Raw genomic sequence first — 26,274 nt, 5'->3', positions numbered from 1 at the left:
GACGCGTCATGCAGCCGTCGTGCCACGGTCACGAGTGGGCGGCCCACCAGGCCTCGGCGCGCGCCAGATCGTCCGGGGTGTCGATGCCGGGCGGGAACTCGGCCGGGGTCAGGGCCACGCTGATGCGGTGCCCTGCTTCCAGCACGCGCAGCTGCTCGAGCGATTCCAGCTGCTCCAGCGTGCCCGGCGGCAGCGCGGCGAACCGGCGCAGGAAGCCGGCGCGGTAGCCGTAGATGCCGATGTGGCGCAGCCAGTGTGGGCCGGCGAGCGTGTCGCGCGAGCGCGAGAAGGCGTCGCGGTGCCACGGAATCGGCGCGCGGCTGAAGTACAGCGCGTCCAGATTCTGCTTGCGCACCACCTTGACCACGTTCGGGTCGAACAGCGTTCCGGCGTCTTCCACCGGGGTGGCCAGCGTGGACATCTCCGCACCGCTGTAGACCAGCGCTTCGGCCACGGCACGGATGCCCTCGGCCGGGGCGAACGGCTCATCGCCCTGCAGGTTCACCACCAGGGTGTCGTCCGACCAGCCCGCCTGTGCGGCGCACTCGGCCAGGCGATCGGTGCCGGAAGCATGATCGGTGGAGGTCATCGCCACACGCACCTCGGCCAGGCCCTGCAACGCATCGGCGATGCGCTGGTCATCCGTGGCCACCCACACTTCGCGAGCGCCGGCGAGCAGCGCGCGTTGCGCCACGCGCAGCACCAGCGGTTCGCCGCCCAGCAGGCGCAGTGGCTTGCCCGGCAGCCGCGAGGCGGCGTAACGGGCGGGAATGGCGACGACGAACTCGACGGAAGCGCTCATGGGGGATGACCTGTACGAAAGGAAGGCAATCAGGGCCTCAGTGTGCCGCAAGCGGCACCGGAGGCGTCAACGCTTGCCGAGCTTCTCGACGCGATCCAGCAGGCTGATCCAGAACGCGGCCGGCAACTCCGCCGACAGCGGCACCGCGAAGTGCCACTCGGTCGCGAAGGCCTTGCACTTGACCGCATCCTTCTCGGTCATCAGCACCGGCAACTCGCTCCCGAAACGCAGGTCCGCAGGCTGGTAGGCGTGGTGATCGGCGAAGGCATGCGGCACCACGCCAATGCGGTGTGCGCGCAGCATGTCGAAGAAGCGCTGCGGGTTGGCGATGCCGGCCACGGCATGCACCCGCTGCCCCTGGAAATGCGAGAGGCGCCGCGCACGGCCGCCCTGCAGCGGCTGCGCACTGTCGATGCGCAACTGCATCGGCCATTCGCCGAAGCCGCAGGCGGTCTGAGCTTCGGTACCGTCACTGGCCTGGCCCATGTTGACCACGCGGAAATCGCAGTCGCGCGCACGGCTGGCCGGCTCGCGCAGCGGACCGGCGGGAATCAGGCGGCCGTTGCCGTAGCGGCGCTGGGCATCGACCACTTCGATTTCGATGTCGCGCGCCAGCCGGTAATGCTGCAGGCCGTCATCGCAGACGATGATGTCGCAGCCCGCTTCGACCAGCGCCTTGCCCGCCGCGACGCGGTCCGCATCGACCCGCACCGGCACGCCGGTTTTCCAGGCGATCAGCACCGGCTCGTCGCCGCCGACCGAGGTATCCGTACTGGCCAGCACCCAGCGCGGCGTGCCCGCCTCCTCGCGGCCATAGCCACGGCTGGCGACCCCCGGCTTCCAGCCCGCGTCGCGCAGGCGGTTGACCAGGGCAATCGTCAGCGGGGTCTTGCCGGTGCCGCCGGCGGTGATGTTGCCGACCACCACCACCGGCACCGGCAGCGAATGCCGCTTCAGCCAACGGCGGCGATAGGCCATCCGCCGCAGTGCGATCGCCGCGCCATACAGCGGTGACGCCAAACGCGCCAGGAACGGAATGGTGCTGCCGTCATACCAGTACGACGGCGTCTGCGTGCCCTTGCCTGCCATCAAGGCTGCCTTTCGCGGAACTGCATCCTGTGCAGGTGCTCGTACAGGCCACCCAGCGCCAGCAGTTCGTTGTGCGTGCCACGTTCAACGATGCGGCCGTGGTCCATCACCAGCACCTGGTCAGCATGTTCGATGGTGGACAGGCGGTGCGCGATCACCAGCGTGGTGCGCTCGGGCATCAGGCGCTGCAGGGCATCCTGCACCAGGCGTTCGGATTCGTTGTCGAGCGCAGCGGTGGCTTCATCCAGGATCAGGATCGGCGCGTCGCGCAGGATCGCGCGGGCGATCGCGAGGCGCTGGCGCTGGCCACCGGAGAGCAACGCGCCATTCTCACCAACCGGCGTCTGCAGCTGCTGCGGCATGCGCGCGATGAACTCCCACGCATTGGCCGCTTCGGCCGCCGCGCGGATCTGATCTTCAGTAGCATCCATGCCGTAGGCGATGTTGGCGCCCACGGTGTCATCGAACAGCATGACCTTCTGCCCGACCATCGCCACCTGGCGACGCAGGTCGGCCAGCGGGTAGTCGTCCAGGGCCACGCCATCGAGCGTGATGCGGCCGCCGCTGGGCTCGTAGAAGCGCGGCACCAGGCGGATGAGGCTGGTCTTGCCGCTGCCGGAGCGGCCGACGATCGCCGTCACCGTGCCCGGCCTGGCCACGAAACTGATGTCGTCCAGCGCGATGCCGGTGTCCTCGCGATAGCGCAGCATCACGTGCTCGAACGCGAGCTCGCCGCGCGCGCGGCCGATGCGCTGGAGGCCTTCGTCGCGCTCGACCGGCATGTCCAGAATCCCGAACAGGCGTTCGGCCGCAGCGACACCACGCGAGATCGAGGTCTGCACGCTGGTCAGGCGACGCAGCGAGGGAATGATCGCCATCATCGAGGTCATCAGGCCCATGAACTGGCCTGCGTTGAGCTTGCCGGCCAGCGCCTCGCGGGTGGACACCCACACGATCACCGCCAGCGCCAATGCCGCCAGGAACTGCACCGTGCTGGAGGCCAGCGCGCGCGTGGTTTCGACCTTCATGTTCAGGCCGAGCATGCGGTTGGCCAGCCGGGAATAGCGCGAAATCTCGTGCGCCTGGGTGCCATGCACCTTCACTTCCTGCTGCGCGGCCAACGACTGTTCGGCGGTCTGCGCCATGCCGCCCATGCCGTCCTGGATGCCCCGGCTGATCCGGCGGTAACGCTTGCCGACGATCGAGACGATCACGCCGATCAGCGGCACCACCACCAGCATCGCCATGGTGACCTTGACGCTCATCTGCAGCATCACCACCAGCATGGCGATGATGGTGAGGGTATCGGCCACCAGGGTCTTGAGCGCATCGGCACTGGCCTGGGTGACCTGTTCGGTATCGAAGTTCAGGCGGCTGACCATCACCGGCGTGGCCTCGGCATCGAAGTGCGAGGACGGCAGGTGCAGGTACTTCTCCAGCACCTGCTCACGCAGGTCGCGCACCACGCTGCGCCCGGTGCGGGCCAGCGCGTAGTCGCTGACCAGGGTGGCCAGGCTGCGCATCATGAACAACCCGAGGATGGTCAGCGGCAGGATCACCGCCATGCGCGGCTCCGGGTTGACGAACCCCCGGTTGACCAGCGGCTCCATCAGCTTGGTGAAGCTGTAGCCGGCCAGCGCCTCGACCACCATCGCGATCACGGCCGCGACCATGAACACCCAGTACGCCCCGGTGTACCCGAGCAGCCGCTTGTAGATCGGCCAGACGGAAGAATGTTTCTTGCTCATGGACGCACCTCCGGCGCGGTAGCGATGGCGATGCGGCGGAAGCCCAGCTGGCCCAGGGCATCCTGGGCCGTGACCACGGCCTGGTAAGGCGTACGCGCGTCGGCGCGCAACAGCACGGTCTGTTCCCGATCGCTGCCGGCGACGGCGGCAATCGTCTGCTTGACCGACTCGACGTCGGTGCGCAGCACTTCCTGATCGTTGATGAAGTAACGCCCCTCGGCATTGACCAGCACGCTCAGCGAGCGCGGCGGCTCGGTGGTGTCCTGCTGGCTGGCGGTCGGCAATTGCAACTGCAGCGTCGAGCGCGCGTCGAAGGTGGTGGTGACCACGAAGAAGATGATCAGGACGAGGATCACATCGATCAGCGGGACCAGATCGATATGCGGTTCGTCCTGGATCCGGTCATTGCGGATACGCATCCGTCAGCCCTTGACCGTGACCGGTGCGGCGCCGGCTTGGGCACCAGCGGCACGCGGGGCAGTGTTCATCACGCCCGGGCGGCCATCCAGCGCGTCCAGCAGGGCCGAAGCTTCCTGCTCCATCTCGATCACGTAGCCGGCGATGCGGCCCTTGAAGTAGCGATGGAACATCAGCGCGGGGATCGCCACGATCATGCCGGTGGCGGTGCACACCAGTGCCTTGCCGATACCGCCGGCCAGCTGGTTCACATCGCCCACGCCGTGGTCGAGGATGCCCATGAACATCTGGATCATGCCGACCACCGTGCCGAGCAGACCGAGCAGCGGGCCGGCCGAGGCGATCGTGCCCAGGGCGTTCAGGAACCGCTCCATGCGGTGAACCAGGTGCCGGCCGGCGTCTTCAATGCGCTCGCGGATCTGGTCGCGCGGGCGATTGCGTGCTTCCAGCGCGGTGGCCAGCAGCGCGCCCAGCGGCGAATTGCCGCGCAGCGACTGGATGTGGCTCGGGTCAAGCTTGCCGCGTGCGGCCCAGTTGCGCACTTCCTGCCCCAGCCCCGGGGGCAGGACTTCATTGCGGCGCAGGGTCCAGAAACGCTCCAGGACAATTGCCAAAGCCAGTACGCCCAACAGCAGCAGCGGCAGCATCGGCCAGCCACCGGCCTTGACCAGTTCCCACACGTTTCAATCCTCCGGCCCAGCGGCCGCCTGTTTGATCGCCGATAGGATAGCAGCCGACCGGCTCCGCTCCGCGGCATCCCACCAACGCCGCTCGAAAACCCGTTGTTCACGCACCTGCAGGCCTTCACGCCCGAGCCAGATCCGCACCGCGCCGCTCTCGGCCGTGTTGAGCACCTCCGCGCCCACCGCCTGCCAGCGCGACACCACCTCGGCGCGCGGGTGGCCGAAGCGATTGCGATGGCCAGCCGAGACGATCGCCAGGCGCGGCGCGACGGCATCCACCCAGGCCGGGGTGGACGAGCTGGCACTGCCATGGTGCGGCACCACCACGGCTTCGGCCGCCAGCAGCGCACCTGCCTGCTGGAGCAGCCGCGCTTCGCTGCCTTTTTCGATGTCGCCGGCCAGCAGGATCGCCCCCCGGGCGGTTTCCAGCCGCAGCACGCAACTGCTGTCGTTGATCGACCGGGCTTCGCCGGGAAGAGGATGCAGCACCCGGAACGTGACCCCGTCCCACGCCCAGGATTGTCCGGCATGGCAGGCCGATGCGCGGCCACGCAGGGCGCCCTGCGGTGCCTGCACGACCGCATCGGGGAAGCTGCGGCGCACCCCGCGCAGGCCACCGGTGTGGTCGCGGTGGTCGTGGCTGATCATGATCCGGTCCAGCCGCCCCTGGCCCAGCGCACGCAGCGTGGGCACCACGATCCGCTCACCGGCATCGAAGCCATCGTCGGTCCCGGGGCCGGTGTCGTACAGCAGCGTGTGGCGGCGCGTGCGCACGACCACCGCCAGGCCCTGGCCCACGTCCATCACCAGCAGCTCCACCTCGCCCTCGCCAGGCCCGTGACGCGCCGGCCATAGCAGCGGCAGGCACAACAGCAGCGCCGCCACCCGCCCGCCACTGCCGCGCGGCAACAACAGCCAGAACACGCCGGACACCGCCGCCAGCAACGCCCAGCGATTGGCCTGTGGCAGCCACCACAGCGACAGCTCGCTGCGCGCGGCGTAGCCGAACAGCCACCAGCTTGCGTCGAAGCACCATGCCGCCAGCTGCCAGGGCCAGCGCCCCGCCCCCTCGATCAGCGCCTCAAGCGCGGTACCGAGCAGTGCCAGCGGCACCACCACCATGGTCCACCACGGAATCGCCACCAGGTTCACCAGCGGACCGGCGCGCGAAGCCTGCCCGAACAGCGCCACGGTCAGCGGCAGCAACGCCACGGTGGCCACGCCCTGGGCACTCAGGAATCCCCGCAGCCAGCCCTGCTCGCGCCCCGGCAGGCACCAGATCAGCCACAGCACGCCGGCAAAGCTCAGCCAGAAGCCGGGGGCCAGAACCGCAAGCGGATCGAACAACAGCATCGCCAGCGCCGCCAGCGACAGCGACTGGGCGACCGTCGCCCGTCGCCGGCTGCAACGCGCCGTTGCCACCACCGCGATCATCAGCACGGTGCGCACCGTCGGCAGCGCGAAACCGGCCGCTGCTGCGTACAGCGCCGCACCTGCGACCGCCGCGGCTGCGGCGCCCATCGGGCGCGGCAGGTAAAGGCCCGCTATCGGCAGGCACCGCCAGAGCCCGCCTGCCAGCAGTGCGGCCACGCCAGCCACGACGCCGACATGGAAACCCGAAATCGCTACCAGGTGGGTCACCCCCAGCGCACGCAGGTCGTCCCAATCGGCCTGGCCGAGGCCACGGGTGTCGCCCAGTGCCAGCGCCTGGACGAAGCGGCGGCCGTCGTCCTGGACCGCGCGGGCGATCGCGTCGGCCATCCGCTCGCGCCATGCCGGCAAGCCGGCCGGCTCGCCCAGTGGATGCGCACGGGCGGGCTCGCGCACGTACCCACTGCCCGCCACCCGTTGCCGCAATGCATAGCCCTCGGCGTCGAACCCGCCCGGATTCACCAGGCCACGCGGCGGCCGGACCCGCACGTTGAGCGACCAGCGCTCGCCGGCCCGCAGCGTGCGCCGGCGATCATCGGCGGCGCCACGGAATCCGTCGTACCAGCCCAGCGCCAGGTCGCGACCGCGGAGTCTGGTGGGCATCGCCGGATCTTCGTCCACCCGGAAGCGGAAGCGGGTTCCCCCGGGACCATGGTCGGGGAGGCTGACCACCCGCCCGTGCAGCACGTGGTCGACGGCGGCGCTGCCGGGTGTCAGCTGCTGGGCGAGCCCGGCGTGGCCGTGGAAGGCCGCCCAGCCTAGACCGAAGAGGGCCGCGCCAAGGAGGCGCAGGCGGGAGGGCAGGATCCAGAGCAGAAGACCGACCGCCGCCGCCGCAACGCCCCATTCCATCGGCAGCAGCCGGGGCGAGAAGATGATCGCGCAGATGCCTGCCAACAGCGAAACGACACACGCTTTGCCGAAGATCGGGAAGGCGGCATCGGTGGCGTGATCGGCACTGTCGAGCACCCGCGACATGCGCAACGCCCCACTGAAAACCATACTGTGCTTGTTCCCACAGCGTGTGCCCATCGGCGCTGGACCTGCCCGTCTGTCGGAAACTTGGAGACTCACGGGACAGGGAAGAGGCTTGGCCTGGCCATGTGCGGGAGGCGTGACCTGCCATTGCAGCAGCCTGTATTCGCCGATAGTGTCCGAGCAGTGCTGGTGACTGGTATCCAGCCCCCCCGACAGGAGGCGACCGTGGCGTTCGACTGGTTGAGACGCGACATCCACCTGCACGTACGCCTTCATCCCGGTGGCGTGCTGCTGGCGGTGAGCTATGCCGTTGCCTTCTGGGCAGCTCGCAATGTTTCGGTCGACCAGCTCTATCTTCCTGCGGGCCTGCGCGTTGCCGCCCTGCTGCTCTGCCCACCGCGCTACTGGGTCTACCTGATTGCGGGCGAGTACGCCTTCTTCGCCCTAGCGCGGTACCCGCTGATCCCGCAATATGGCCTTGCCTGGGTCGTGGTCGCTTCGGCCAGCCTAATGCCCGCTGTCGCAGGGATCGTGCACACGCATCGACGCTGGATGGCGTCGAGCAATGACACGTGGCTGCTTTCGGTCGCCCTGCTCGCGGCGATCGTGGCCACCGCCCTGAATCAGGGCCTTGCGTATCTACTGATGCCCACGCAGCACGTGGCCGTCTCCTGGGAAGGCGCTGCGCGATATGCCGTGGGGGACTATCTGGGCATTCTATTGATCGCGCCCTTGGTCGTCATGTGGCGACGCAGGCGCATGGCTGCCGAATCAATGCGTGGCTGGACACTGGCAGCTGTGGTTTCTCTGGTAGTGATCGGCGTCAACTTGATGGTCCTGCTCCGCATGGATAGTACTGGCCTGCCAGGCTCCCATGACCCCGCCGTATTCACCGCACAGCAGATTCTTGCAGCAACTGGAACTGTACTGCTCCTGCTCGGCGCGACCACCTCGCACTACTATCATCGTTTCCGACAGAACGAGTGGCTGGGGCGCCGCGCCATCGCCATGACCAGGACCACGCTTGTCGCCGGCGAACAGGACAGGCGCGAGCGCGCTTGGTACCTGCGGAATGTCGGCGATGACATCGACCGGTCCCTGCAGAAAATCGCAAATACGCTCGCGGCAAAGGGCCAGGACGGCTTGGCCTTGGAGCTCCAGCGCTTGCATGCCGCACAATCGGGTGCGTTACGGGTGCAGGCGAACTTGGTTTACCCCGTCGAAATAGAATCCGCGGGTCTGTACGTAGCTCTCCGGGCCGGCGCGATCGCCGATGCCTGGGCGCAGACGGATCGCGTCCTGCCCGCGCATTTGATGGGCGACCCGTGTGATCTGAGCCTTGATCTGCAGTTGGCGGCGTTCCGGAGCATGGCAGACGTCGTCGCGGTCCTGCTAACGGCAGAGAAAGGATCTCTACGTCTTCGCGCACGCACGATTCAACGTGGAGGACAGCAGGGCATCGTGGTGATCGCCGGGCTTCTGGATCCCCACCGGACGCTGGCACCCGGTACTGTGGAGCTCTCCAGGCAGGCGCTCGGTGCCCGCGCGCTGGCCTATCAGGGCAACGTGCAGTGCCGAGGCAACCGGATCCGCCTGGTGTTGAGGGAGACTCGTGGCTGCCAGGCAGAGCGACACGCCAGCGCGCCAGGAACACCCGCGCTTCCACGCAGCAACGTGAGCTTCTTCTGACTGGGCGCCAGAAAACGAAAAAGCCGGCCTATTGGCCGGCTTCGTCTTGTTCCACCTGTTCCCGTGGTTTCCCAGGTACTGAAGTGGTGGGCGGTACAGGGTTCGAACCTGTGACCCCTACCATGTCAAGGTAGTGCTCTACCGCTGAGCTAACCGCCCGTTTTGCGTCCCTGCCCCGCTGCGAATGCGTCGGTGCAGGCCGCGTATATTACGGATGCCCCCCGGAAAGCGCAACACTTTTGTGAAGATATTTCACGACGTGTTGTTCAGCCCAGACTGGCCTCCTTCAACTGGCGGATCTGGTCGCGTACCCGGGCGGCATCTTCGAACTCCAGATCACGCGCGTGCTGGTACATCTGCTGCTCCAGCGCCTGCAGGCGCTTGGCGATCTGGGCCGGGTCCATGGTGCGGTAATCGGTCGCCTCTTCGGCCACGCGCCCGCCCTTGCCCTTGCCCTTCCCTTTGCCGCGCGCCTCTTTCTCGGCCGCTTCCGAACGCGCGCCTTCGAGCACATCGGTGATCGGGCGCAGGACCGACTTGGGCACGATGCCATGCAGCTCGTTGTACTCGACCTGCTTGGAACGACGGCGGTCGGTCTCGTCGATCGCGGCCTGCATCGAACGGGTCATCTTGTCCGCGTACAGGATCGCCTTGCCGCGCAGGTTGCGTGCGGCGCGGCCGATGGTCTGGATCAGCGAGCCGGTGGAGCGCAGGAAGCCCTCCTTGTCCGCATCCAGGATCGCCACCAGCGAGACCTCGGGCATGTCCAGGCCTTCGCGCAGCAGGTTGATGCCGACCAGCACGTCGAACTTGCCCAGGCGCAGATCGCGGATGATCTCCACGCGCTCGACGGTATCGATATCCGAGTGCAGGTAACGCACGCGGATGCCGTGTTCGGTCAGGTATTCGGTGAGGTTCTCGGCCATGCGCTTGGTCAACGTGGTGACCAGCACACGGTCGCCCAGCTTGATGCGCTCGTTGACCTCGCTCATCAGGTCATCGACCTGGGTGCCGACCGGGCGGATCTCGACCACCGGATCGATCAGGCCGGTCGGGCGCACCACCAGTTCGGTGATCTCGCCTTCGGTCTCGCGCAGCTCATACGGACCCGGCGTGGCCGAGACATAGATGCTGCGCGGGCAGCGCTCTTCCCACTCTTCAAAACGCAGCGGGCGGTTGTCCAGTGCCGACGGCAGGCGGAAGCCGAACTCGACCAGCGTTTCCTTGCGCGACCGGTCGCCTTTGAACATCGCGCCGATCTGCGGAATGGTGACATGCGATTCGTCGATCACCAGCAATGCATCCGGCGGCAGGTAGTCGAACAGCGTCGGCGGCGGATCGCCGGCGTTCTTCCCAGTGAGATGCCGGGAGTAGTTCTCGATGCCGTTGCAGTAACCGACCTCGGCCATCATTTCCAGATCGAACTGGGTGCGCTGCGCCAGGCGCTGCGCTTCCACCAGCTTGTTCTGCTCGTACAGCTGCTCCAGGCGCACCTTCAGTTCCGCCTTGATCGTATCCACGGCCGACAGCACGCGTTCGCGCGTGGTGGCGTAGTGGGTCTTGGGGTAGATCGTGTAGCGCATCATCTTGCGCAGGCTTTCACCAGTGAGCGGATCGAACATGCTGATCTGCTCGACCTCGCCTTCGAACAGCTCGATGCGCACCGCTTCGCTGTCCGATTCGGCCGGGAACACGTCCACCACTTCGCCACGCACGCGGAACGTGCCGCGATGCAGCTCGAACTCGTTGCGCGTGTACTGCAGCTGGGTCAGGTGCTTGATCAGGTCGCGCTGGTCGATCCGCTCGCCGGTGGAGAGGATCAGGCGCATCGACAGATAGTCCTCCGGCGCGCCGAGGCCGTAGATCGCCGAGACGGTTGCCACCACGATCGCATCCGGGCGCGACAGCAGCGTCTTGGTCGCCGCCAACCGCATCTGCTCGATGTGCTCGTTGATCGAACTGTCCTTCTCGATGAAGGTATCCGACGACGGCACATAGGCCTCGGGCTGGTAGTAATCGTAATAGCTGACGAAGTACTCCACCGCGTTGTGCGGGAAGAACGATTTGAACTCGCCGTACAGCTGCGCCGCCAGGGTCTTGTTCGGCGCCATCACCAGGGTCGGCTTCTGCACCTGCTGGATCACGTTGGCGATCGTGTAGGTCTTGCCGGAACCGGTGACGCCGAGCAGGGTCTGCTTGGCGATGCCCGCCTCGAAGTTGGCGGTCAGTTTCTCGATGGCCGCCGGTTGGTCGCCCGCCGGCGAATACGGGGATACAAGTTGGAAACGATCGCTCATGGTGCCGCCACTGCCGGGAAGCCTTCAGTATAACGGCCGGGTTGGTGACGGCCTGTTGAGGAATCCACCGATGCCTGGGGCCCGGTCAGGCTGATATTCAGCCTCGGCACCGGCGCGCAAGCTTAGAGCTCCCCGCTGACGGATGACCTGCCCCATGCGCCTCCGGCCCAGCCCGCGTGACCGAAGCGCTGGCCTCACCCTGATGGAGCTGATGGCCACCCTGGCGATCCTCGCGCTGGTGGTCGCCGTGGCGGCACCCAACCTGGCCGAGACCGTCTCCAGCCTGCGCGCCGATGCCCTGCGGCTGCAACTGAACTCGGCATTCGCCGGCGCTCGCATGGCCGCGGTGACACGGCGCGAGATCGTCACCATCTGCCCCAGCGACGATGGCCGGCGCTGCGCGTCGGAATGGAGCACGGGGTGGCTGACGTATCGCGATCCCCGTCGCCAGCCACAACCGGCCGAGGCAGACATCCTCCAGTACTACCCGGGGCAGACCGGCCTGACCCTGCGGGCTCCGGCCTCTGCCGGGCGCCCTCGCCTGCGGTTTCGTCCGGATGGCAGCAGCATGGGCGTCAACCTGACGGTCACCATCTGCACCCGAGGACAAAGACACAGCAAGGTGGTTGTCAACAATGCCGGGCGCGCCCGCTCGGAGCGACTGCGCGACCGCGCGCCCTGCTGATGCAGGCCCGCCGGAAATGCCGGCACGAAAACGACAAAAGCCGCGATTGCTCGCGGCTTCTGCAGAATCTGGCGCCCGAAGTTGGACTCGAACCAACGACCCCCTGATTAACAGTCAAGTGCTCTAACCGGCTGAGCTATTCGGGCGGGGAGGCGCATTGTACGGGGCACTCGCGCGGAGGGCAACACCCTTGTGCATGCCGCCGTCCGTCACGTCACCAGCACTCGGAGAGCGTGCCCCCACTGGTCTTGACGTTGGCCTGGTTGATGCCGAGGTCGCCACACTTGTCCTTGGCCTGGTTTCCCTGTGCGGTCGCGGTCAGCGTGAACGTGGACTGGGTGCCGACGAACCCGACACTGTAGGCGGCCGTACCCCCTTCGCGCGGCGAGCTGACCGAGTCGCCACCGCCGGGCAGCGTGAACCCTTCATAGGTGTTCTGCGTGGTATGGAACCGCTCGGCCAACTGCGCGTACTCGACCAGGTCGGCCTTGACCTGCCCGCGCTTGGACTTGCGCGTCTGCTCGACGTAACTGGGGTATGCGATACCGGCCAGGATCGCCATGACGATCACCACCAGCATCAACTCGATCAGCGTGAATCCCCCCATCGCGCGGGCGGGGACAGGCGGCACGCGTCCGGCGCGGGCCAGGGTGGGAAACGAACGACTCATTGCAACTGCCTCCAGGACTGGCGTCCACAGGGATACGGCACGTACATGGGGACGCCGCCTGCCGCGGTGACCAGCATCTGGCAGGGCTCGGCGGGCGGGTCCACCGGGGGTGGCGTTCCGCCAGGTGAACCCGGTCCACCGCCGCCTGGGCTGTCGCCGGAAATCTTGCCGGGTGGCTGCTGGCGCGGCAGTACCTGCACCCCGACATCCTTCACCGGGGCGTTGCCGCCGGTCGACAGCGGAACCGCGGCCGTGCCAGCGCCGAACTTGGTGCCGGTCGGCGACCCGGCGCGCATTTTCGACAATGCCGGCGCACCGGACTGCGCACTCAGCCCGAACAGCCAGTTGGAGCCATCCGACGCACAGCTCTTGGTGGTTGGATTGGGCACATAGGTGGGCATGAAGACCACACCGGACGCCAGCGCGGGATACGCGAGGAAGCGCTCGCCCGCCGGCAGGTCGACATGCCAGCCGCGTGAATCGGCGGGGATCGTGCCCGGCGTCATCGTCCGCACATCACCCGAGGCAGAGACGGTATACGGACGCAGATCGGCCGCGGTCATCGTCAGGGAAGGCGTTTCGTCGGAGGCATCCAGGACCGCGTACAGGGATTGGATCGATTCGTCACGGACATCTTCGTTGAAGACGAAACTGCCCGTGCCGAAGAACAGCATCACACCACCGCGGTCACCATTGGTGGCGTTGATGCCGCCGGTGATCGGCTGACGGTAGGTCAAACCATTCCTGGTGCTGGTCTGCGTGGTGAACAGCGGCGTGGAAACCCTCGCACTGGTATCGCGCAGATCGAACTTCCATACCGCGCCCTTCTGGTCGGCCGCGTACACCGTATCGGCATAACCGTCACGGCCGCGCGTATTGCGGCCGCTGCCGGTCCAACGGTCGACCACCAGGATGTTGCCCAGGCCATTCTTGCCAGCCGGCGGGCTTCCTGCCGTCTCGGACGCTTCGATCATCGTGATGTTGGGGGAGCCGGTGCCGATGTCCACCATGAACAGCACCACCTTGCCACTGGCACTGCCATAACCATTGCCGAAGATGGCCTTCCAGGTCACGGTTCCGCTCGCGTCCTTGAACGGAACGATGACCGGCTTGCCCAGCACATGGCCGATATTGGCCTTCACGCCATCAGAGCCGCTGAGGTCATTGATTTCCCACAGGCGGCTGCCGGTGCCGAAGCTGCCCGGCTTGGTCACATCCAGTGCGAACACGCCGCGGCCGCCCGCGCCGGTACTGCCGACCAGTACGGTACCCCAGCTGGTGCCGATACGCGCATCGGACACGGCGACCGGACCATCGACATAGTAGCGATGAGAAAACTTCTGGAAGGCCTGATTGTTCGGATCGAGCGGGAACAACAGGTTGCCCATGTGCCCCATGGAGGTGGCGGGAATGTAGGCGAACGTTTCCGCGCCGCCGCCACTATCCATCGTACCGCTTACACCCATGCCGCCATCAAAGGCATGCAGCATGCCGTCGTTGGCGCCGACATAGACCATGTAACGCCCACTGCGCTTGGTCTCCAGGTAGGTGGTGTAGCTCGCGCCCAGGCCTTGATCCAGCCCGCGATAACCGTAGTCATCGATGGGGGCACTGATGACCGGCGACGAATTGATGATGTCGCCAAGCACCGTGGTGCGGTCGCGGAAGCGCCCCCCTCGCCGCGTTTCCAGACTCCTTTCGCCCAGCAGGTAGCTGACCGCATTTGCGCGCGTCGCGCCGAGATCGGTCAGCTCACCAGCCGAACACCGGGCCATGCCCGGGTACAACGACGGGGACAGGTCACACAACGACTCCAGCGTGACACTGTTGCTGCTGAAGGGAAGCACGTCGGTGTTCGTACCGAAGAACACCTTGCGCGCGGTCGGCTGCGGCATCTTGGCGCTGGCTTCCCACGCGGTGGTGTACACCGCTTTGCGCGTGGCCTGGTCCACGGTGATCTGGCTCGCGGTGAGGCGGCTGAACCAGTCGGTCGATTCGTTGGCGATCTCGTAGTACGGCGCCACCGCCATCGAGCCGGTGCCGATGCGCGCGCCCGACTGCGCGTAGCTGCCCGAGGAAGATGCACCGGCCGTCACCGACGACAGCACGCGACGCATGGCCTGGGTGATGTCGGCCGGGGTACGCGCGTTGATGAACTCGCCACGCGTGTTGACGGCGGCATGCCAGATGTCATCGATGGTGCTGATCGCACCGTTCTCGCGCTTTGGCCAGTTGTTGTAGATGGAGGCGTTGGTATACGGGTCCTGGACGATATCGGGATTGAACAGCTTGCCGCGCCCGCCCAGGGTGATGCCGTAGAAATTGACGTGCAGGTTCTTCTGGCAATCCAGGCGCGGATCCGGGTTGGCCGTATTGCAGGCCTCCGGCACCGGCACCAGCCCAGGCGCGAGTTCCGGACGCAGTGGGGATTTGCCATCCTTGTTGATGTAGTACGAAGCGGCGATATCAGCCATCGTATTGTCGTAGCTATCCTTGAACGGAATGCCCATGTTGCCGTCGCCATTGGCATTGGCGACCTCCGGGCCATCAAGGTTGCTGTAGCCATCGGTGAACAGCATGACGGCGTTTTTCTGGCAAGCCAGCTGCACCGGCGCCTGATCATCGGTGCGGGTGAACTGGGTGGCCGCCGCCTTCACCGCCTGGCGATTGGGTGTACTGCCCGAGGCGTTCAACGCGATCATGTCGGCGTACAACGCACGCTTGTCGTCCTTGGTACCCAGATCGCGGATGGGCAACGCCGCACCCTTGTCGCTCATGTCGTAGTCGGCGTTGTCGTTGATCTTGAAATAGCCCACGCGCAGGTTGTCCACCGTCGCCATGGATCGGGTCATGCCGGCGATCATGGAGCGGTTGCGGTTGCCGTAGTAGGAGAACCAGTTGGCGAAGTTCTGCAACGCGACGCCGTCGGTGCTCTTGATCGTGTACTTCCACATCGTGCAACCCGTGCCACAGGCATTGGCGGCCTCCGTGCGCGCTACCGCCGTGTAGGCGCCAGGGCTCCCGGCCAACTCCGGAACCGGATCACTCTTCCCCGTGAACGGAAGAAAGAACGTCGCTGGAACGTAGGTGAAGGTCGCGTCGTACCGCGTTGGCTGGGTCTGATTCCTGCCCGCCACGTAGAAATCGGTGGTCTTCCACGTGTAGTCCTTGTTCGCCGCGTAGGCCGTTCCGTCCTTCCCGTTCGCCGCGAAGACAGTGCCCTGGGGCACCACCATTCCATCGACCATGTTGAACACGCCGGTAGTGGCCGCGGTCAGATCCACCGTGTTGGCCGCGTTCGCCGCCAGGCGTGGATCTATCAGGGTCTTGGACGTGGCTGCCTGTGCGTAATCGACCACCTTTTCCTGGGCGGTGTCATAGCGCATCCACGGCTCATACTTGATCGTGGGGTTGTAGAAGGCCGGGTTGTAGGTCGGGGAGCGTGCGAAGCCGAACTTGTCGAACGGTGCAATGCCGTAATACGCGCCGGAAATGCGCGTGCCCGGCAGCACGTAATAGAAGGCGCAGGTACCCGTAGTACTGAGCGTCTTGGTGCTGCTGAAGAAACTCTTGGCCGTCGTATTCCAGCAGGCCTGGCCATCCGCCCCGGGGAACTGGGTCTGGAAGGTCATCGAGCCGGAGTTGTCGACCGTCATGATGAAGGCCGGCTGCGCCTGCACCTGGTTGTTCAACGGCACCTGGGACAGCGTCCCCTGCCCCTGCGCGGCGATCAGCTGATAGGTCAGCACCCCGCCGCCGACCAGAACGGCCAGTACCGACGCGGAAATGAGTGTGGTCCTGCGCGATACCATGTGCGCGTCCTCAGAGCTTGAAAACCGTGTCGATCACGGTCGAAGAGGTGGGATGTTCAGCGTCATCGGCGGCGTAGCCCGTGATCTGATAGATCGGAATGGGGGTATCGCGCGGCCCGCCCAGGCCCACGCCGGTGCCGAAGGGCACGCAGGTATCGATCTGCCTGACCGTTACCGCTGGAACCGCATCGGAACTCTGCTCGCTGCCCCACTCTGACGGGTCGAAGGCAGCATCGCAGCCGGCATCGATGTCGCCGGCGACAATCAGGCTGCCATCGGGCAGCTCCTGACGATTGGCGATTTTCTCCACCAGATGCTCGGCAGTGCGCACGGTCGCTTCGGTGTTCTGGAAGGACAGATTGCTCGCACGATAATTGGCCGACATCTTCTCCTGCATGCCGGCGACCTGCATGCCCGCGATACCGATCAGCGCCAGCAGGATCAACATCACCAGCGCCACATACAGCACGGCGCCACGCTGGCGTTGTGGGGCCGGAGAACGAACGACGGGGCGGACGGAGGCGTGCATGTCAGTTCCCATAGAGTCGATTGCGCAAGGCCACCGATACCTCATAGCTGGCCCGGTAGCGCGTATCACGGGTATCGGACGGCGCGAACTCCACGCCCAGTGCGCCCTGGCGAGCCACCTTCTGCTGGGCCTGCAGCGCATCGGCCGGCTGCGGGCTGCGCGCCAGCACGCCGACCTGCACCAGGCCCACGCGTCGCCACTGCCCGGCCGCGGCCGCGTCGGTGCCCGTGGAGACGCCACTGGCGGTTGCCTGCACGGTGATGTTGCCGATGGGCGAGGCATCGACACTGATGTCCGGGGTCGAATCCAGGCCGAACAGAACCTGCAGGTTTTCGATGCCTTCCACCAGCTCCTCATTGAGCTCGGCCGGGTACGCGCCGGCCGCATTGGCGCGGGCACGGCGCAACGCTGGCTCGCCGGACGCGCCGGCCCCGATGTAGTACACGATGGACTCGGCGCGGTAGACCAGCGTCTGCCCATTGGGCGGCGCATACCTGGACAGGTCCGCGTTGGTCGCCGTGACGGTGCCCCCGGCGACGCTTCCCGGGAAAATGTCGACGTGGGCACAATCGGCGATACCGAACATGGTCGGCGCAGCGGGCGTGCCCTGGCTCAACCGGGCGGCGCGCTCGGTGTCCACCGTCAATTCACTGCCGCCGCTGTCCGCGGTGATGGCCGTGACCGGAACGCCTTCACCGGCCAGGAAGCGCAGTACCAGCACATCGCTGCCCCCCAGTGGATTCAGCCCGACGATCTCGGACGGCAGGTTGCCTGCGTCACTCCAGGCCTCGCCCAGGGTCAGGGTATCGCCCGGCGCGGTACCCCCCGCTTCATAGCCCTGCACCGCCACCGAAAAATCCAGCGGACTGCCGGCCCCGGACGCAGCGGTGAAATGATGGCGCGGGTCGCCCTCGTCCTTGATGAAATGCGCCTGATCGTTGACGCAGCCGTAGTGGCCGGCCATGCGGATGTCGCGCTCGAGGAAATCGATCGCAAACCGGGCGTTTTCCTGGGTGCGTGCCACGCCTTCAGCCAACCTCGAGGCGGTGCGCGAGGCGATGAAGACCTGGATGACGCCCAGCATCAGCACGGTGCCGATCACCACCGCGACCATCAGCTCGATCAGCGACAGACCCGACTGCCTGCGCCGTGTGTTCGGGAAAGGGCTCATAGCTGCGATGTCACGGTGAAGGTGGTCTTTTCATCGGGTTTGTCCTTGTCCCAGCGCTGGTCACCCCAAGCGATCTGGACGGTGACGCTGCCATCTTCGTAGGCCACGTTGGCACTGGCGGTCTCGCCCAATGCCTTGGCCACCTGGCACTGCCACCGCGCGACGTTCTGCTGGATGGTGACCGCATTGCCGGTCGGGCGGCCGCAGGCCCCGGCAACAGCCACCGTCCCGGGCGAGAACGATGCCGTGCTGTACCAGGCCGCCTGATAGCGATTGGCGCGCATCTGATCGATCAGGTCGTACGCCAGGTTGGTCGCCTGGGTGCGGTAGTTGGCGCTCTGGGTGAAGCGCACACTCATGGTCTGCAGCAGCGCGAAGCCGAGCAGGCCGAAAGCAAGCACGACAATGGCAACCAGCACCTCGATCAACGTGAAGCCACCCGGCGCTGCGCGCAGGCGGCGAGGATGCTTGCGCTTCATTGGCACGCTCCCTGGGCACTGCGTGCCTGGCCGGAGGAATTGATGGTCACGGTGCGCTGCATCGGTTGGCCGCTGCATTCGTCCGGCCGCAGGGTCAGCGTCTGGTCGGCAGGCGCCTGGCGGCGACCTCGCCCGTCGAAACTGATGGCCACGTTGTCCGGCCCGTCCACCACCAGCCTGGGGTGGCCCTGGCTGTAGCGCAGGACCGTTTCGCTGGTTTCCAGGGTACCGCTGCCGTCGGGGTCGGCGAAGGCGAGGATGCCGCTGTTCCAGTCCCCGTCGCAGCTGGTGCCGGTGGCGCTGCCACAGACACCGCCGCCCTTGTTGTTGCGGATCGCCTCGCTGCGCGCGAGCGACAGCAGGCCCAGCGCTTCATTGTTGGCCGCGACCACCCGGTTGGAACGGATCACGCTCAGGAAATTCGGGAACCCCACCGCGACCAGCACGGCAAGCACCGCCATGGTCACCATGAGCTCAATCAGTGTGAAGCCGTTGGACCGGCGCAAAGACATGAAACGCTCCCCAGCGTTGATGACACAGAAGATGAACGCCCCGCCGCCGATCAGCAAGCGGCGGCAGGACGAACGGTCGCCCGGAGGCGACAGGCGTCAATGGGTTGACGCAGATCGAGAACCGGCAGCGGCCCCTGCCCGCCGCCGGCCCGGTCAGGCCCTCAGGCCATGACCTTGTAGCAGGGTTGGTACTCGCCGGAGATCTTCATCCGGCGCTGCTCGACGAAGGCGCGCAGCAGTTCATCCAGGGCCTGCATCATGTCCGCATCGCCGTGGATTTCGAACGGCCCGAACTGCTCGATGCGGCGCATGCCGTCTTCCTTCACGTTGCCGGCCACGATGCCGGAGAACGCGCGGCGCAGGTCGGCCGCCAGGGCATGTGGCGGACGGCCGTGGTGCAGGTCAAGCGACGCCATCGCCTCGTGGGTCGGCACGAACGGCTGCTGGTACTCCCACGGAATCTCGATGGACCAGTTGAAGAAGAACGAATCCTTCTGCGCCAGGCGGTGCTCGCGCACGCGCTTGATGCCCTGGGCCATCTTGCGGGCGACGTTGACCGGGTCGCCGATGATGATCTCGTAGCGGCTGGCGGCCTCTTCACCCAGGGTGAGGCGGATGAAGCGGTCGATCTGCTCGAAGTACGGTGCGGCCACGGTCGGGCCGGTCAGGATCAGCGGGAACGGCAGGTCCTTGTTCTCTTCGCGCAGCAGGATGCCCAGCAGGTACAGGATCTCCTCGGCGGTGCCGACGCCACCGGCGAACACGATGATGCCGTGGCCGATGCGCACGAACGCTTCCAGACGCTTCTCGATGTCCGGCATGATCACCAGATGGTTCACGATCGGGTTCGGCGACTCGGCGGCGATGATGCCCGGCTCGGTCAGGCCGATGTAGCGCGTGGTGGTCTTGCGCTGCTTGGCATGGGCGATGGTGGCGCCCTTCATCGGGCCCTTCATCGCGCCCGGACCGCAGCCGGTGCAGATATCCAGCCCGCGCAGGCCCAGCTCGTAGCCGACCTGCTTGGTGTACAGATACTCATCGCGGCCAATGGAATGACCGCCCCAGCAGACGACCAGATTCGGGTCGCCGGGATTGAGGATGTGCGCATTGCGCAGCAGCCCGAACACCGCGTTGGTGATGCCCTCGGACGACTCCAGCTCGGCCGCGTAGGCCGGGCCCATCTCGATGGCCATGTAGGCCAGGTCGCGGACCACGGCGAACAGCAGCTCGGCCACGCCGCGGATGATCTCGCCATCGACGAAGGCCATCGCCGGGGCGTTGACCAGATCGATGCGCACGCCGCGGTCCTGCTGCGCCACCTGGATATCGAAATCGGGATACAGATCGCGCGCCGCGCGCGGATCGTCCGAGGCGCTGCCGCTGGTCAGCACGGCCAGCGCGCAGCGGCGCAGCAGCTCGTGCATGCCGCCGCCGGAGGCGTCGCGCAGGCGTGCCACTTCAGCACGCGACAACACATCCAGCCCACCGCGCGGGTAGATCCGCGCGTCCTGCACCGGCAGCGTACGCGCCGGCTTTTCGTTGATCGTCATGTCCATCTTGTTCGCTTTCCTCAAGGTTACCGACTGTACCGCTGCCCCCTTAAAAAGCAAAACGGCCGGGAAACCCGACCGTTTGGATGTGTCCTGACCGCGACAGGGGCACTGGGCCGTCGCAATTGCACTGATTTCCGCGCAACCAACTGAATATACAGGCATGCACTACCCAGCACAACACTCAGTGGGGCGGCCGATGGAGACCGGGGCGCTCCAGCCGCCTCGTCCTGACAGACAAAAAAAAGCGACCGGGTTACCCCGGCCGCTTTTCAATCATCCACTAGGTCCGACGCATCAGAACTTGTAGCGGAAGCCCAGCTGCAGCGACCACTGCGACACACCGGTGTTGAAACCGTCGGCGTCCGCGTTGGCGAAGGCGCTGTCGGTCACGGTGGCGCTCGTGTTGCCCTGGCGCTCTGCACGGAACTCGTACAGGTACTTGCCAGTGGTCGGGTCGATGCCGCGGAAGTTGGCGATGCCCTGGTCAGCATAGAAGCCGAAGTCGTCGATGCGACCCCACTTCTTGTTGAGCAGGTTGCCCACGTTCTGGATATCGAGCCAGATTTCGGACTTGTGGCCCTTCATGAAGCCCGGCAACTGCTGGGTGATACGCACGTCAAAGGTGTTGACCCAACCGGCGCGAGCCGAGTTCTGCGGGGTCACCTGGCCGGCGTAACGGTTCAGCTGTGCATTGTTCTCCATCCATGCGAAGAAGGCTTCTTCCATGGCGGCACCGCCGGTGAACAGCACGTCGCCACGACCCTTCGGCACATAGAACAGGTCGTTGTAGGTGCGGCCGTCGCCGTTCATGTCGTTGGAGTACACGAAGCTGTACGGACGACCGGTACGGCCTTCATAGAACATGCCGACCTGGGTCTCGTAGTCACCGAAGAACGCATGCTTCCAGTTCACCGAACCCGAGATGCGGTTGCGGATCTCGTAACGCGAGCGCGCAAGCGCGTTCTCGTTGGCCTGGAAGATGTAGTTGTTGTTCCAGTTCGAGGTCGCCACCGAGGAGGCGTTGCTGGCAACTTCCTTCGCATCGGTATAGGTGTAGCCCAGGTTCCAGGCCCAGTCACTGTCCGGGCTGAACGGCTTGGCCAGGGACACGGTGAACTGCGCGGTGCGGCCCTTGTCGGTGTTGTCCAGCAGCACGGCATCGCTCACCCAGCTCGGGGTGGTCGACTTGGAGGTCGAGGCGTTGGCAACGTTGCCCCAGTAGAAGTTGCGACCGTCCGGACCGCCGGTGTAGCTCGGCTGCATCAGTTCCAGGCGCTTGAAGTACAGACCATCCTTGACCTTGGTCACCAGCAGCTCGGCCGATGCGACCAGACCGTTCCACGGCAGTTCGTGATCGAACGCCAGATTGGCCTTGTACACGGACGGGGTGCGGAAATCGTCGGAGACGAAGTTCACGACCTGCTGTGCCGGACGGTTGCGGTTGTTGTACGGGTAATCGGTGCCCTGGGTGAAGTTCACGCCGTTGTTGGCGTAGATGTTGCCCAGCCACACCTGCGGCGCTTCACCACGGAAGAGGCCAACGCCACCGCGCAGCTGCGTCGGGCGATCGCTGTCGAAGGTGTAGTTGAAGCCCACGCGCGGCTGCACCAGGAAGCCGTTGTCGCCGATCGAACGGTTGTCGTAACCGAAGAACTCGCTGGCGCGCTGGTTGTAGGCCGTGTCCTTGTTGGTGTCGTACTTGTCCGCACGCACGCCCAGGGTCAGGGTCAGGTTGTTGTTGACGTACCACGTGTCCTGCACGAACAGGCCCAGGGTGGTGTAGTCGTAGTCGGCCGCAAGGCTCTCCACGCCACCGTCCACCGGGTTGCGCCAGGTGCTGACCACCGGCGTGTTGTTACGGAAGCCTTCGATGCCGTTGTAGACCAGGTAACCGTCAATGTTCGGTGCGTACAGGTTGTAGATTTCGTTCTTGCTGTAATCCGCACCGAACTTCACGTCATGGTCGCCCAGGGTGAGCGTGCCGGAGGCGAAGTAGTTCCAGGTCTTGGTGTACAGCTCGTTGTACTGGGTGTTGGCTTCGGTACCCAGGTACAGGGTCGGGTTGGCGACCGACTCGCGGTTCGAGTTCAGACCGCCGAAACCGATCAGGATCGCCGGAGTACCCGGAGCCGACGGATTGCGGATGGCCGAGTAATCGCGGTAGCTGGCCTTGATTTCGGTCGAGAAGTTGTCGCTCCAGTCGCTGAACAGCTGGCCGACGTAGGACTCGATCTTCTTGTCGTGCTGGTACCAGTACGAGCTGATCGAGGCACCGGTGGTCTGGCCGTAGCCATTGATGCGCAGCTTGTCCTGCTCCAGCTTGCTGTAGCGGAAGCTCGCACGCTGATTGTCGGTGATGTTCCAGTCCAGCTTCAGCGCGTACTCTTCGAGGTTGGTGTCCGAAGCGGCGTCGTAGCTGCCCGCCGACACGCCATAGCGCTCCTGGAAGATCTGCTGGGCCTGCGCGATCTGGGCATCGGTGATGGTACCGGCGCCGATGGCGCTGCCGGCGATGTCGGCGCCCGGGGCGGACTGCTCGAACTTCTCATAGTTGGCGAAGAAGAACAGCTTGTCCTTCACCAGCGGGCCACCCAGCGTGAAGCCGTAGGTCTTCTCGTCTTCGAAACCGTTGAACTTGCCGCCACCCGGGTTGTCACCGAACCAGCTGCCGTCACGCATGTAGCCGTAGACCGAGCCGTGGAACTCATTGGTACCCGACTTGGTCACGGCATCAACCACAGCGCCGGTGGCGCCGGTGATGGTGATGTCGTAGCTGGACAGGTCGACGTTGATGGCTTCGATGGCTTCCATCGAAACCGGCTGGCGACGGGTCGGGAAGCTGTTGCCTTCCAGGCCAAAGGTGTCGCTGGCGGACACGCCATCGATACGGACGGCGTTGTAGCGCGGGTTCTGGCCGCCGGCGCTGATGCTGCCCGAAGCACGGTCAACGAAAGCGACGCGCGGGTCCAGGCGCATCATGTCCTGGATGTTGCCGCCGACGGACGGCATGGCTTCGATCGTTTCCTGGCTGATCGACGTGCCCGAGCCCATCTTGGTGGCGCTGAACACTTCCGAGCCTGCGGCCACGGCGGTGACCTGCACGGCATCGAGGTTCGTTGCAGCGAGGTCGCCGGTCAGTGCCGCATTGACGGTACCGATCTGGTTGACGCCGAGGTACACACCCTCTTCCGTCTTGGTGCCTTCACCCGGCTTGTTGATGGTGATGGTGTACGGACCACCCACGCGCAGGCCGCGCGCGTTGTAACGACCCGATGCATCGGTCGTGGCGCGGCTGACGGTGCCCGACTCGGTGTGCGTGATGGTGACTTCTGCACCGACGACAGGCGCGCCTGCAGCCGACGTGACCTGACCGCCCACACCGGAAGAGGTGCTCTGGGCGAAGGCGGGAGCGGCGGCAAGTGCAGCCACGAGACCAAGCGTGAGCTTGGACATCCGGAGACAACGGGAGTGGGTCATTGGGGAGTAGCCTCGATGCGAGATTGGCGATGGCGGAGAAAAAACGCGCCCAAGCAGCCTTGCTGGCGGCTGACTGGACTTTTATCTGGGTTCCCTAGCCGCGAGCTGGTTTCAGCCGCAACGGTTAACACTAGATTAACACGATAGCCCCGGATTGTGACGGTTTGGCGACAAAACACACGCCATCACAACGGGATCATGACGCCATCTTCACATTTGATTGTGACCGGCTGAATGCGGGCTACTGAGGGCCTCAGCGGTGTCCGGTTGGCGTTCTGCGGGTTGGCTGGGGAGACGGCCAGCGGCCGGCATTACCCATAGGAGCCCGGGGCACGTTTAGGAGGCCCGGGGCACATTCAGGAGGCTCTGGGCAGGTTCGCGCCAGCGGTGACGCCTTTGCCGCGCTCATGCGTCGAGAATCTGGCCGCGATACGCCGCGCCGGCAGCGGACAACAGCAGGACCGCGGCGGCGGCACACTCGGCCGGATCACGGGCGGTGCGGTCCTCATCCAGCGAGAACGCTCGGGCGCGCAGGGCCGTGCGCATCGGGCCCGGCTGCAGGCCACTGACCCGGACCGGGCTGCGGCCGAGTTCGTCATGCAGCGAGGCGATCAGCCCACGCAGGCCGTGCTGGGCGGCGCCATAGCCCCCCCAATAGGCCTGCCCCACCCGTGCCGGGTCGTCCACGGTGAACACCAGCGCGGCATCGTCGCTCTGGCGCAGCAGGGGCAGGCAGGCCTGGGCCAGCCAGGCCGGCGCGGTCAGGTTCACGTGCACGGCGCGGGCGAAGGCGGCGGGGTCGGCCAGCTCGAACGGGGTCAGCCCGGCGAAATCGGCCGCACAGTAGAGCACCCCATCCAGGTGGCCAAGTTCGGATTGCAGGCGTTCGGCCAGGGTCGCGTAATCGTCGGGGGTAGCCCCTTCCAGATCCAGCGGATACAGCAGCGGCTCGGGACCGGCTGCCTCGACGGCGGCATAGACCCGGTCCAGGCGGCGCGGTTTGCGCCCCAGCAGGACGACGGTTGCCCCGGCCTGCGCGCAGGCCACGGCTGCGGCGCTGCCAAACCCTCCCCCGGCCCCGGCGATGAGAATGACGCGATCGGCGAGCGATCCGGTCCCGACCACCACGGACGGGACCGCGCTCACGGCTGGGAGGCCTCTTCGACGATCCGCTTGAGCTCGCCGGATTCGAACAGCTCCAGCACGATGTCGCAGCCACCGATCAGCTCGCCGTGGATGAACAGCTGCGGGAAGGTCGGCAGGTTGGAGAAGCGCGGCAGGTTGGCGCGGATCTCGGGTTCTTCCAGCACGTTGACCGTGCGCAGCGCGATCGCGCCGGCGGCCATCAATGCCTGGATGGCACGGCTGGAAAAGCCGCACATGGGATATTGCGGAGTGCCCTTCATGAACAACACGAGAGGGTAACGTTCGACTTCGGACTGGATCTGCTGCATCACCGCCACAACGACTCTCCCTCCAATGGGACAACCCGGCCTCACCGGTCGGATAGACTTCCCTGGCCGCCATTGTATGCCCTACCTTCGCGTGGTGGGCACCCTGCCATCGGCCACACTGATGCCGATCCGCGATCGCGCGGCGCTTTCCCTTCCCAATCTGTCGTGCCCATGCCCCTCGAACTGCCTCGCCTCCCCTACGACCGCACCGCCCTGCAACCCCACCTGTCGGCGCAGACGCTGGACCTGCATCACGGGCGGCACCTGCGCGGCTATCTGGACACGGTCAACGCATGTATCGAAGGCACGGAACTGGCCGAGCTGCCGCTGGAGGACATCGTCCGCCAGAGCCAGGGCAGCCTGTTCGATGCCGCGGCCCAGGCCTGGAACCACCAGTTCTATTTCCACTGCCTGCACCCGCGCGCCGGTGGCGAGCCGCAGGGTCGGCTGGGCGAACTGGTGACCCGTCATTTCGGCGATGCCAAACGGCTGCGCGAGGCGTTCGACCGGGCGGCATTGAGCCTGTTCGGCTCGGGCTGGGTGTGGCTGGTACAGCATCCCAACGGCGCGCTGGCGATCCAGGTGACGCGCAACGCGGGCACGCCCCTGACCGGGGAGAGCACCCCGCTGCTGGCCTGCGATGTGTGGGAGCACGCGTATTACACCGACTACCAGAATGAGCGCGCGCGCTATCTGGAGGCCTTCTGGAAACTGGTGAACTGGGACTTCGTTACCGCGCAGCTGCGCGACTGATGCCCGGCAGCGCACGGCCGTTGGTCGTGCGTCCAGGTCATGCGC

20 protein-coding genes and 2 tRNA genes are annotated in these 26,274 nt (G+C 65.9%); 3 read left to right on the top strand and 19 right to left on the bottom strand.

The window, feature by feature from the left end:
• Positions 1-28: 28 nt before the first annotated feature.
• The 6 genes from kdsB to NJD74_RS06035 all read right to left on the bottom strand — a co-directional run bounded on the left by kdsB (position 29) and on the right by NJD74_RS06035 (position 7,148).
• Positions 29-802: a 3-deoxy-manno-octulosonate cytidylyltransferase gene (gene kdsB / locus NJD74_RS06060; protein ID WP_070470670.1), complete on the bottom strand. Its 774-nt coding sequence runs from the start codon at positions 800-802 to the stop codon at positions 29-31.
• Between the two features lie 66 nt (positions 803-868).
• Entirely contained in the window at positions 869-1,891 is a 1,023-nt protein-coding gene (gene lpxK / locus NJD74_RS06055; protein WP_319623849.1) for a tetraacyldisaccharide 4'-kinase, read from the bottom strand.
• Positions 1,891-3,639: a lipid A export permease/ATP-binding protein MsbA gene (gene msbA, locus NJD74_RS06050; protein WP_070470672.1), complete on the bottom strand. Its 1,749-nt coding sequence runs from the start codon at positions 3,637-3,639 to the stop codon at positions 1,891-1,893. The genes lpxK and msbA overlap by 1 nt, the downstream gene beginning before the upstream one ends.
• Positions 3,636-4,058: a biopolymer transporter ExbD gene (locus NJD74_RS06045; protein ID WP_019183376.1), complete on the bottom strand. Its 423-nt coding sequence runs from the start codon at positions 4,056-4,058 to the stop codon at positions 3,636-3,638. Before NJD74_RS06045 ends, msbA begins: the two co-directional genes overlap by 4 nt.
• Positions 4,059-4,061: 3 nt before the next feature.
• Positions 4,062-4,736 carry a MotA/TolQ/ExbB proton channel family protein gene (locus NJD74_RS06040; protein WP_070470674.1) on the bottom strand — a complete coding sequence of 225 codons (675 nt, stop codon included), beginning with the start codon at positions 4,734-4,736 and terminating at the stop codon, positions 4,062-4,064.
• A gap of 3 nt (positions 4,737-4,739) precedes the next feature.
• A complete protein-coding gene (locus tag NJD74_RS06035) occupies positions 4,740-7,148 on the bottom strand; it encodes a DNA internalization-related competence protein ComEC/Rec2 (protein ID WP_319623848.1) in 2,409 nt (802 codons plus the stop codon).
• Positions 7,149-7,373: 225 nt separating this feature from the next.
• Here NJD74_RS06035 and NJD74_RS06030 point away from each other — a divergent pair, with 225 nt between their 5' ends.
• The gene (locus tag NJD74_RS06030) at positions 7,374-8,837 is read left to right on the top strand and encodes an MASE1 domain-containing protein (RefSeq protein WP_319623847.1); all 1,464 of its coding nucleotides are present in this window, start codon (positions 7,374-7,376) and stop codon (positions 8,835-8,837) included.
• Positions 8,838-8,921: 84 nt separating this feature from the next.
• Here the strand turns inward: NJD74_RS06030 and NJD74_RS06025 are convergent.
• Positions 8,922-8,996 (bottom strand) — tRNA-Val (locus NJD74_RS06025).
• 107 nt (positions 8,997-9,103) lie between these two features.
• The gene (gene uvrB / locus NJD74_RS06020) at positions 9,104-11,134 is read right to left on the bottom strand and encodes an excinuclease ABC subunit UvrB (RefSeq protein WP_019183381.1); all 2,031 of its coding nucleotides are present in this window, start codon (positions 11,132-11,134) and stop codon (positions 9,104-9,106) included.
• 202 nt (positions 11,135-11,336) lie between these two features.
• Between uvrB and NJD74_RS06015 the strand changes: the two genes are divergently transcribed.
• Entirely contained in the window at positions 11,337-11,819 is a 483-nt protein-coding gene (locus NJD74_RS06015; protein ID WP_051010499.1) for a GspH/FimT family pseudopilin, read from the top strand.
• Between the two features lie 69 nt (positions 11,820-11,888).
• On the opposite strand, the gene NJD74_RS06010 is transcribed toward NJD74_RS06015, so the two are convergent.
• From NJD74_RS06010 to grxD, 11 genes are all read right to left on the bottom strand, one after another.
• Positions 11,889-11,965 (bottom strand) — tRNA-Asn (locus NJD74_RS06010).
• 68 nt (positions 11,966-12,033) lie between these two features.
• The gene (locus NJD74_RS06005) at positions 12,034-12,426 is read right to left on the bottom strand and encodes a type IV pilin protein (protein ID WP_070427008.1); all 393 of its coding nucleotides are present in this window, start codon (positions 12,424-12,426) and stop codon (positions 12,034-12,036) included.
• Between the two features lie 59 nt (positions 12,427-12,485).
• Positions 12,486-16,301 carry a PilC/PilY family type IV pilus protein gene (locus NJD74_RS06000; RefSeq protein WP_319623846.1) on the bottom strand — a complete coding sequence of 1,272 codons (3,816 nt, stop codon included), beginning with the start codon at positions 16,299-16,301 and terminating at the stop codon, positions 12,486-12,488.
• Between the two features lie 10 nt (positions 16,302-16,311).
• Positions 16,312-16,830, bottom strand: a complete 519-nt coding sequence (locus NJD74_RS05995; protein ID WP_070470681.1) for a PilX N-terminal domain-containing pilus assembly protein — start codon at positions 16,828-16,830, stop codon at positions 16,312-16,314.
• Between the two features lies 1 nt (position 16,831).
• Positions 16,832-18,001, bottom strand: a complete 1,170-nt coding sequence (locus NJD74_RS05990) for a PilW family protein (RefSeq protein ID WP_070427005.1) — start codon at positions 17,999-18,001, stop codon at positions 16,832-16,834.
• Positions 17,998-18,480: a type IV pilus modification protein PilV gene (gene pilV, locus NJD74_RS05985; protein WP_070427004.1), complete on the bottom strand. Its 483-nt coding sequence runs from the start codon at positions 18,478-18,480 to the stop codon at positions 17,998-18,000. Before pilV ends, NJD74_RS05990 begins: the two co-directional genes overlap by 4 nt.
• On the bottom strand, positions 18,477-18,992 hold the full coding sequence (locus NJD74_RS05980) for a GspH/FimT family pseudopilin (RefSeq protein ID WP_167390320.1): 516 nt from the start codon (positions 18,990-18,992) through the stop codon (positions 18,477-18,479). Before NJD74_RS05980 ends, pilV begins: the two co-directional genes overlap by 4 nt.
• 161 nt (positions 18,993-19,153) lie before the next feature.
• Complete coding sequence (gene ppnN, locus NJD74_RS05975) at positions 19,154-20,542, bottom strand: nucleotide 5'-monophosphate nucleosidase PpnN (protein WP_319623845.1); 1,389 nt, start codon at positions 20,540-20,542, stop codon at positions 19,154-19,156.
• Between the two features lie 297 nt (positions 20,543-20,839).
• Positions 20,840-24,022 carry a TonB-dependent receptor gene (locus NJD74_RS05970; RefSeq protein WP_319623844.1) on the bottom strand — a complete coding sequence of 1,061 codons (3,183 nt, stop codon included), beginning with the start codon at positions 24,020-24,022 and terminating at the stop codon, positions 20,840-20,842.
• 405 nt (positions 24,023-24,427) lie between these two features.
• Positions 24,428-25,168, bottom strand: coding sequence for an SDR family NAD(P)-dependent oxidoreductase (locus tag NJD74_RS05965; protein ID WP_070470683.1), 741 nt, complete (start codon positions 25,166-25,168; stop codon positions 24,428-24,430).
• Positions 25,165-25,485 carry a Grx4 family monothiol glutaredoxin gene (grxD, locus tag NJD74_RS05960; RefSeq protein ID WP_019186185.1) on the bottom strand — a complete coding sequence of 107 codons (321 nt, stop codon included), beginning with the start codon at positions 25,483-25,485 and terminating at the stop codon, positions 25,165-25,167. Before grxD ends, NJD74_RS05965 begins: the two co-directional genes overlap by 4 nt.
• Before the next feature lie 162 nt (positions 25,486-25,647).
• Here grxD and NJD74_RS05955 point away from each other — a divergent pair, with 162 nt between their 5' ends.
• The gene (locus NJD74_RS05955; RefSeq protein ID WP_070470685.1) at positions 25,648-26,229 is read left to right on the top strand and encodes a Fe-Mn family superoxide dismutase; all 582 of its coding nucleotides are present in this window, start codon (positions 25,648-25,650) and stop codon (positions 26,227-26,229) included.
• Positions 26,230-26,274 lie beyond the last annotated feature (45 nt).

The organism is Stenotrophomonas sp. RG-453, from assembly GCF_033843685.1.
Classification (GTDB): Bacteria; Pseudomonadota; Gammaproteobacteria; order Xanthomonadales; family Xanthomonadaceae; genus Stenotrophomonas; species Stenotrophomonas bentonitica_A.
The sequence above is the reverse complement of the archived record's forward strand: the minus strand, read 5'-3'. Positions and strand labels throughout refer to the sequence as shown.

Excerpts from the sequence above, each read along its gene's own strand:
- kdsB (WP_070470670.1), bottom strand. The coding sequence starts at position 802 with ATGAGCGCTTCCGTCGAGTTCGTCGTCGCCATTCCCGCCCGTTACGCC.
- NJD74_RS05990 (WP_070427005.1), bottom strand. The coding sequence starts at position 18,001 with ATGAGCCCTTTCCCGAACACACGGCGCAGGCAGTCGGGTCTGTCGCTG.
- msbA (WP_070470672.1), bottom strand. The coding sequence starts at position 3,639 with ATGAGCAAGAAACATTCTTCCGTCTGGCCGATCTACAAGCGGCTGCTC.
- NJD74_RS06045 (WP_019183376.1), bottom strand. The coding sequence starts at position 4,058 with ATGCGTATCCGCAATGACCGGATCCAGGACGAACCGCATATCGATCTG.
- NJD74_RS05995 (WP_070470681.1), bottom strand. The coding sequence starts at position 16,830 with ATGCACGCCTCCGTCCGCCCCGTCGTTCGTTCTCCGGCCCCACAACGC.
- NJD74_RS06005 (WP_070427008.1), bottom strand. The coding sequence starts at position 12,426 with ATGGGGGGATTCACGCTGATCGAGTTGATGCTGGTGGTGATCGTCATG.
- NJD74_RS05955 (WP_070470685.1), top strand. The coding sequence starts at position 25,648 with ATGCCCCTCGAACTGCCTCGCCTCCCCTACGACCGCACCGCCCTGCAA.
- lpxK (WP_319623849.1), bottom strand. The coding sequence starts at position 1,891 with ATGGCAGGCAAGGGCACGCAGACGCCGTCGTACTGGTATGACGGCAGC.
- ppnN (WP_319623845.1), bottom strand. The coding sequence starts at position 20,542 with ATGACGATCAACGAAAAGCCGGCGCGTACGCTGCCGGTGCAGGACGCG.
- pilV (WP_070427004.1), bottom strand. The coding sequence starts at position 18,480 with ATGAAGCGCAAGCATCCTCGCCGCCTGCGCGCAGCGCCGGGTGGCTTC.
- NJD74_RS05970 (WP_319623844.1), bottom strand. The coding sequence starts at position 24,022 with ATGACCCACTCCCGTTGTCTCCGGATGTCCAAGCTCACGCTTGGTCTC.
- NJD74_RS05980 (WP_167390320.1), bottom strand. The coding sequence starts at position 18,992 with ATGTCTTTGCGCCGGTCCAACGGCTTCACACTGATTGAGCTCATGGTG.
- uvrB (WP_019183381.1), bottom strand. The coding sequence starts at position 11,134 with ATGAGCGATCGTTTCCAACTTGTATCCCCGTATTCGCCGGCGGGCGAC.
- NJD74_RS06035 (WP_319623848.1), bottom strand. The coding sequence starts at position 7,148 with ATGTCGCGGGTGCTCGACAGTGCCGATCACGCCACCGATGCCGCCTTC.
- NJD74_RS06015 (WP_051010499.1), top strand. The coding sequence starts at position 11,337 with ATGGAGCTGATGGCCACCCTGGCGATCCTCGCGCTGGTGGTCGCCGTG.
- NJD74_RS06000 (WP_319623846.1), bottom strand. The coding sequence starts at position 16,301 with ATGGTATCGCGCAGGACCACACTCATTTCCGCGTCGGTACTGGCCGTT.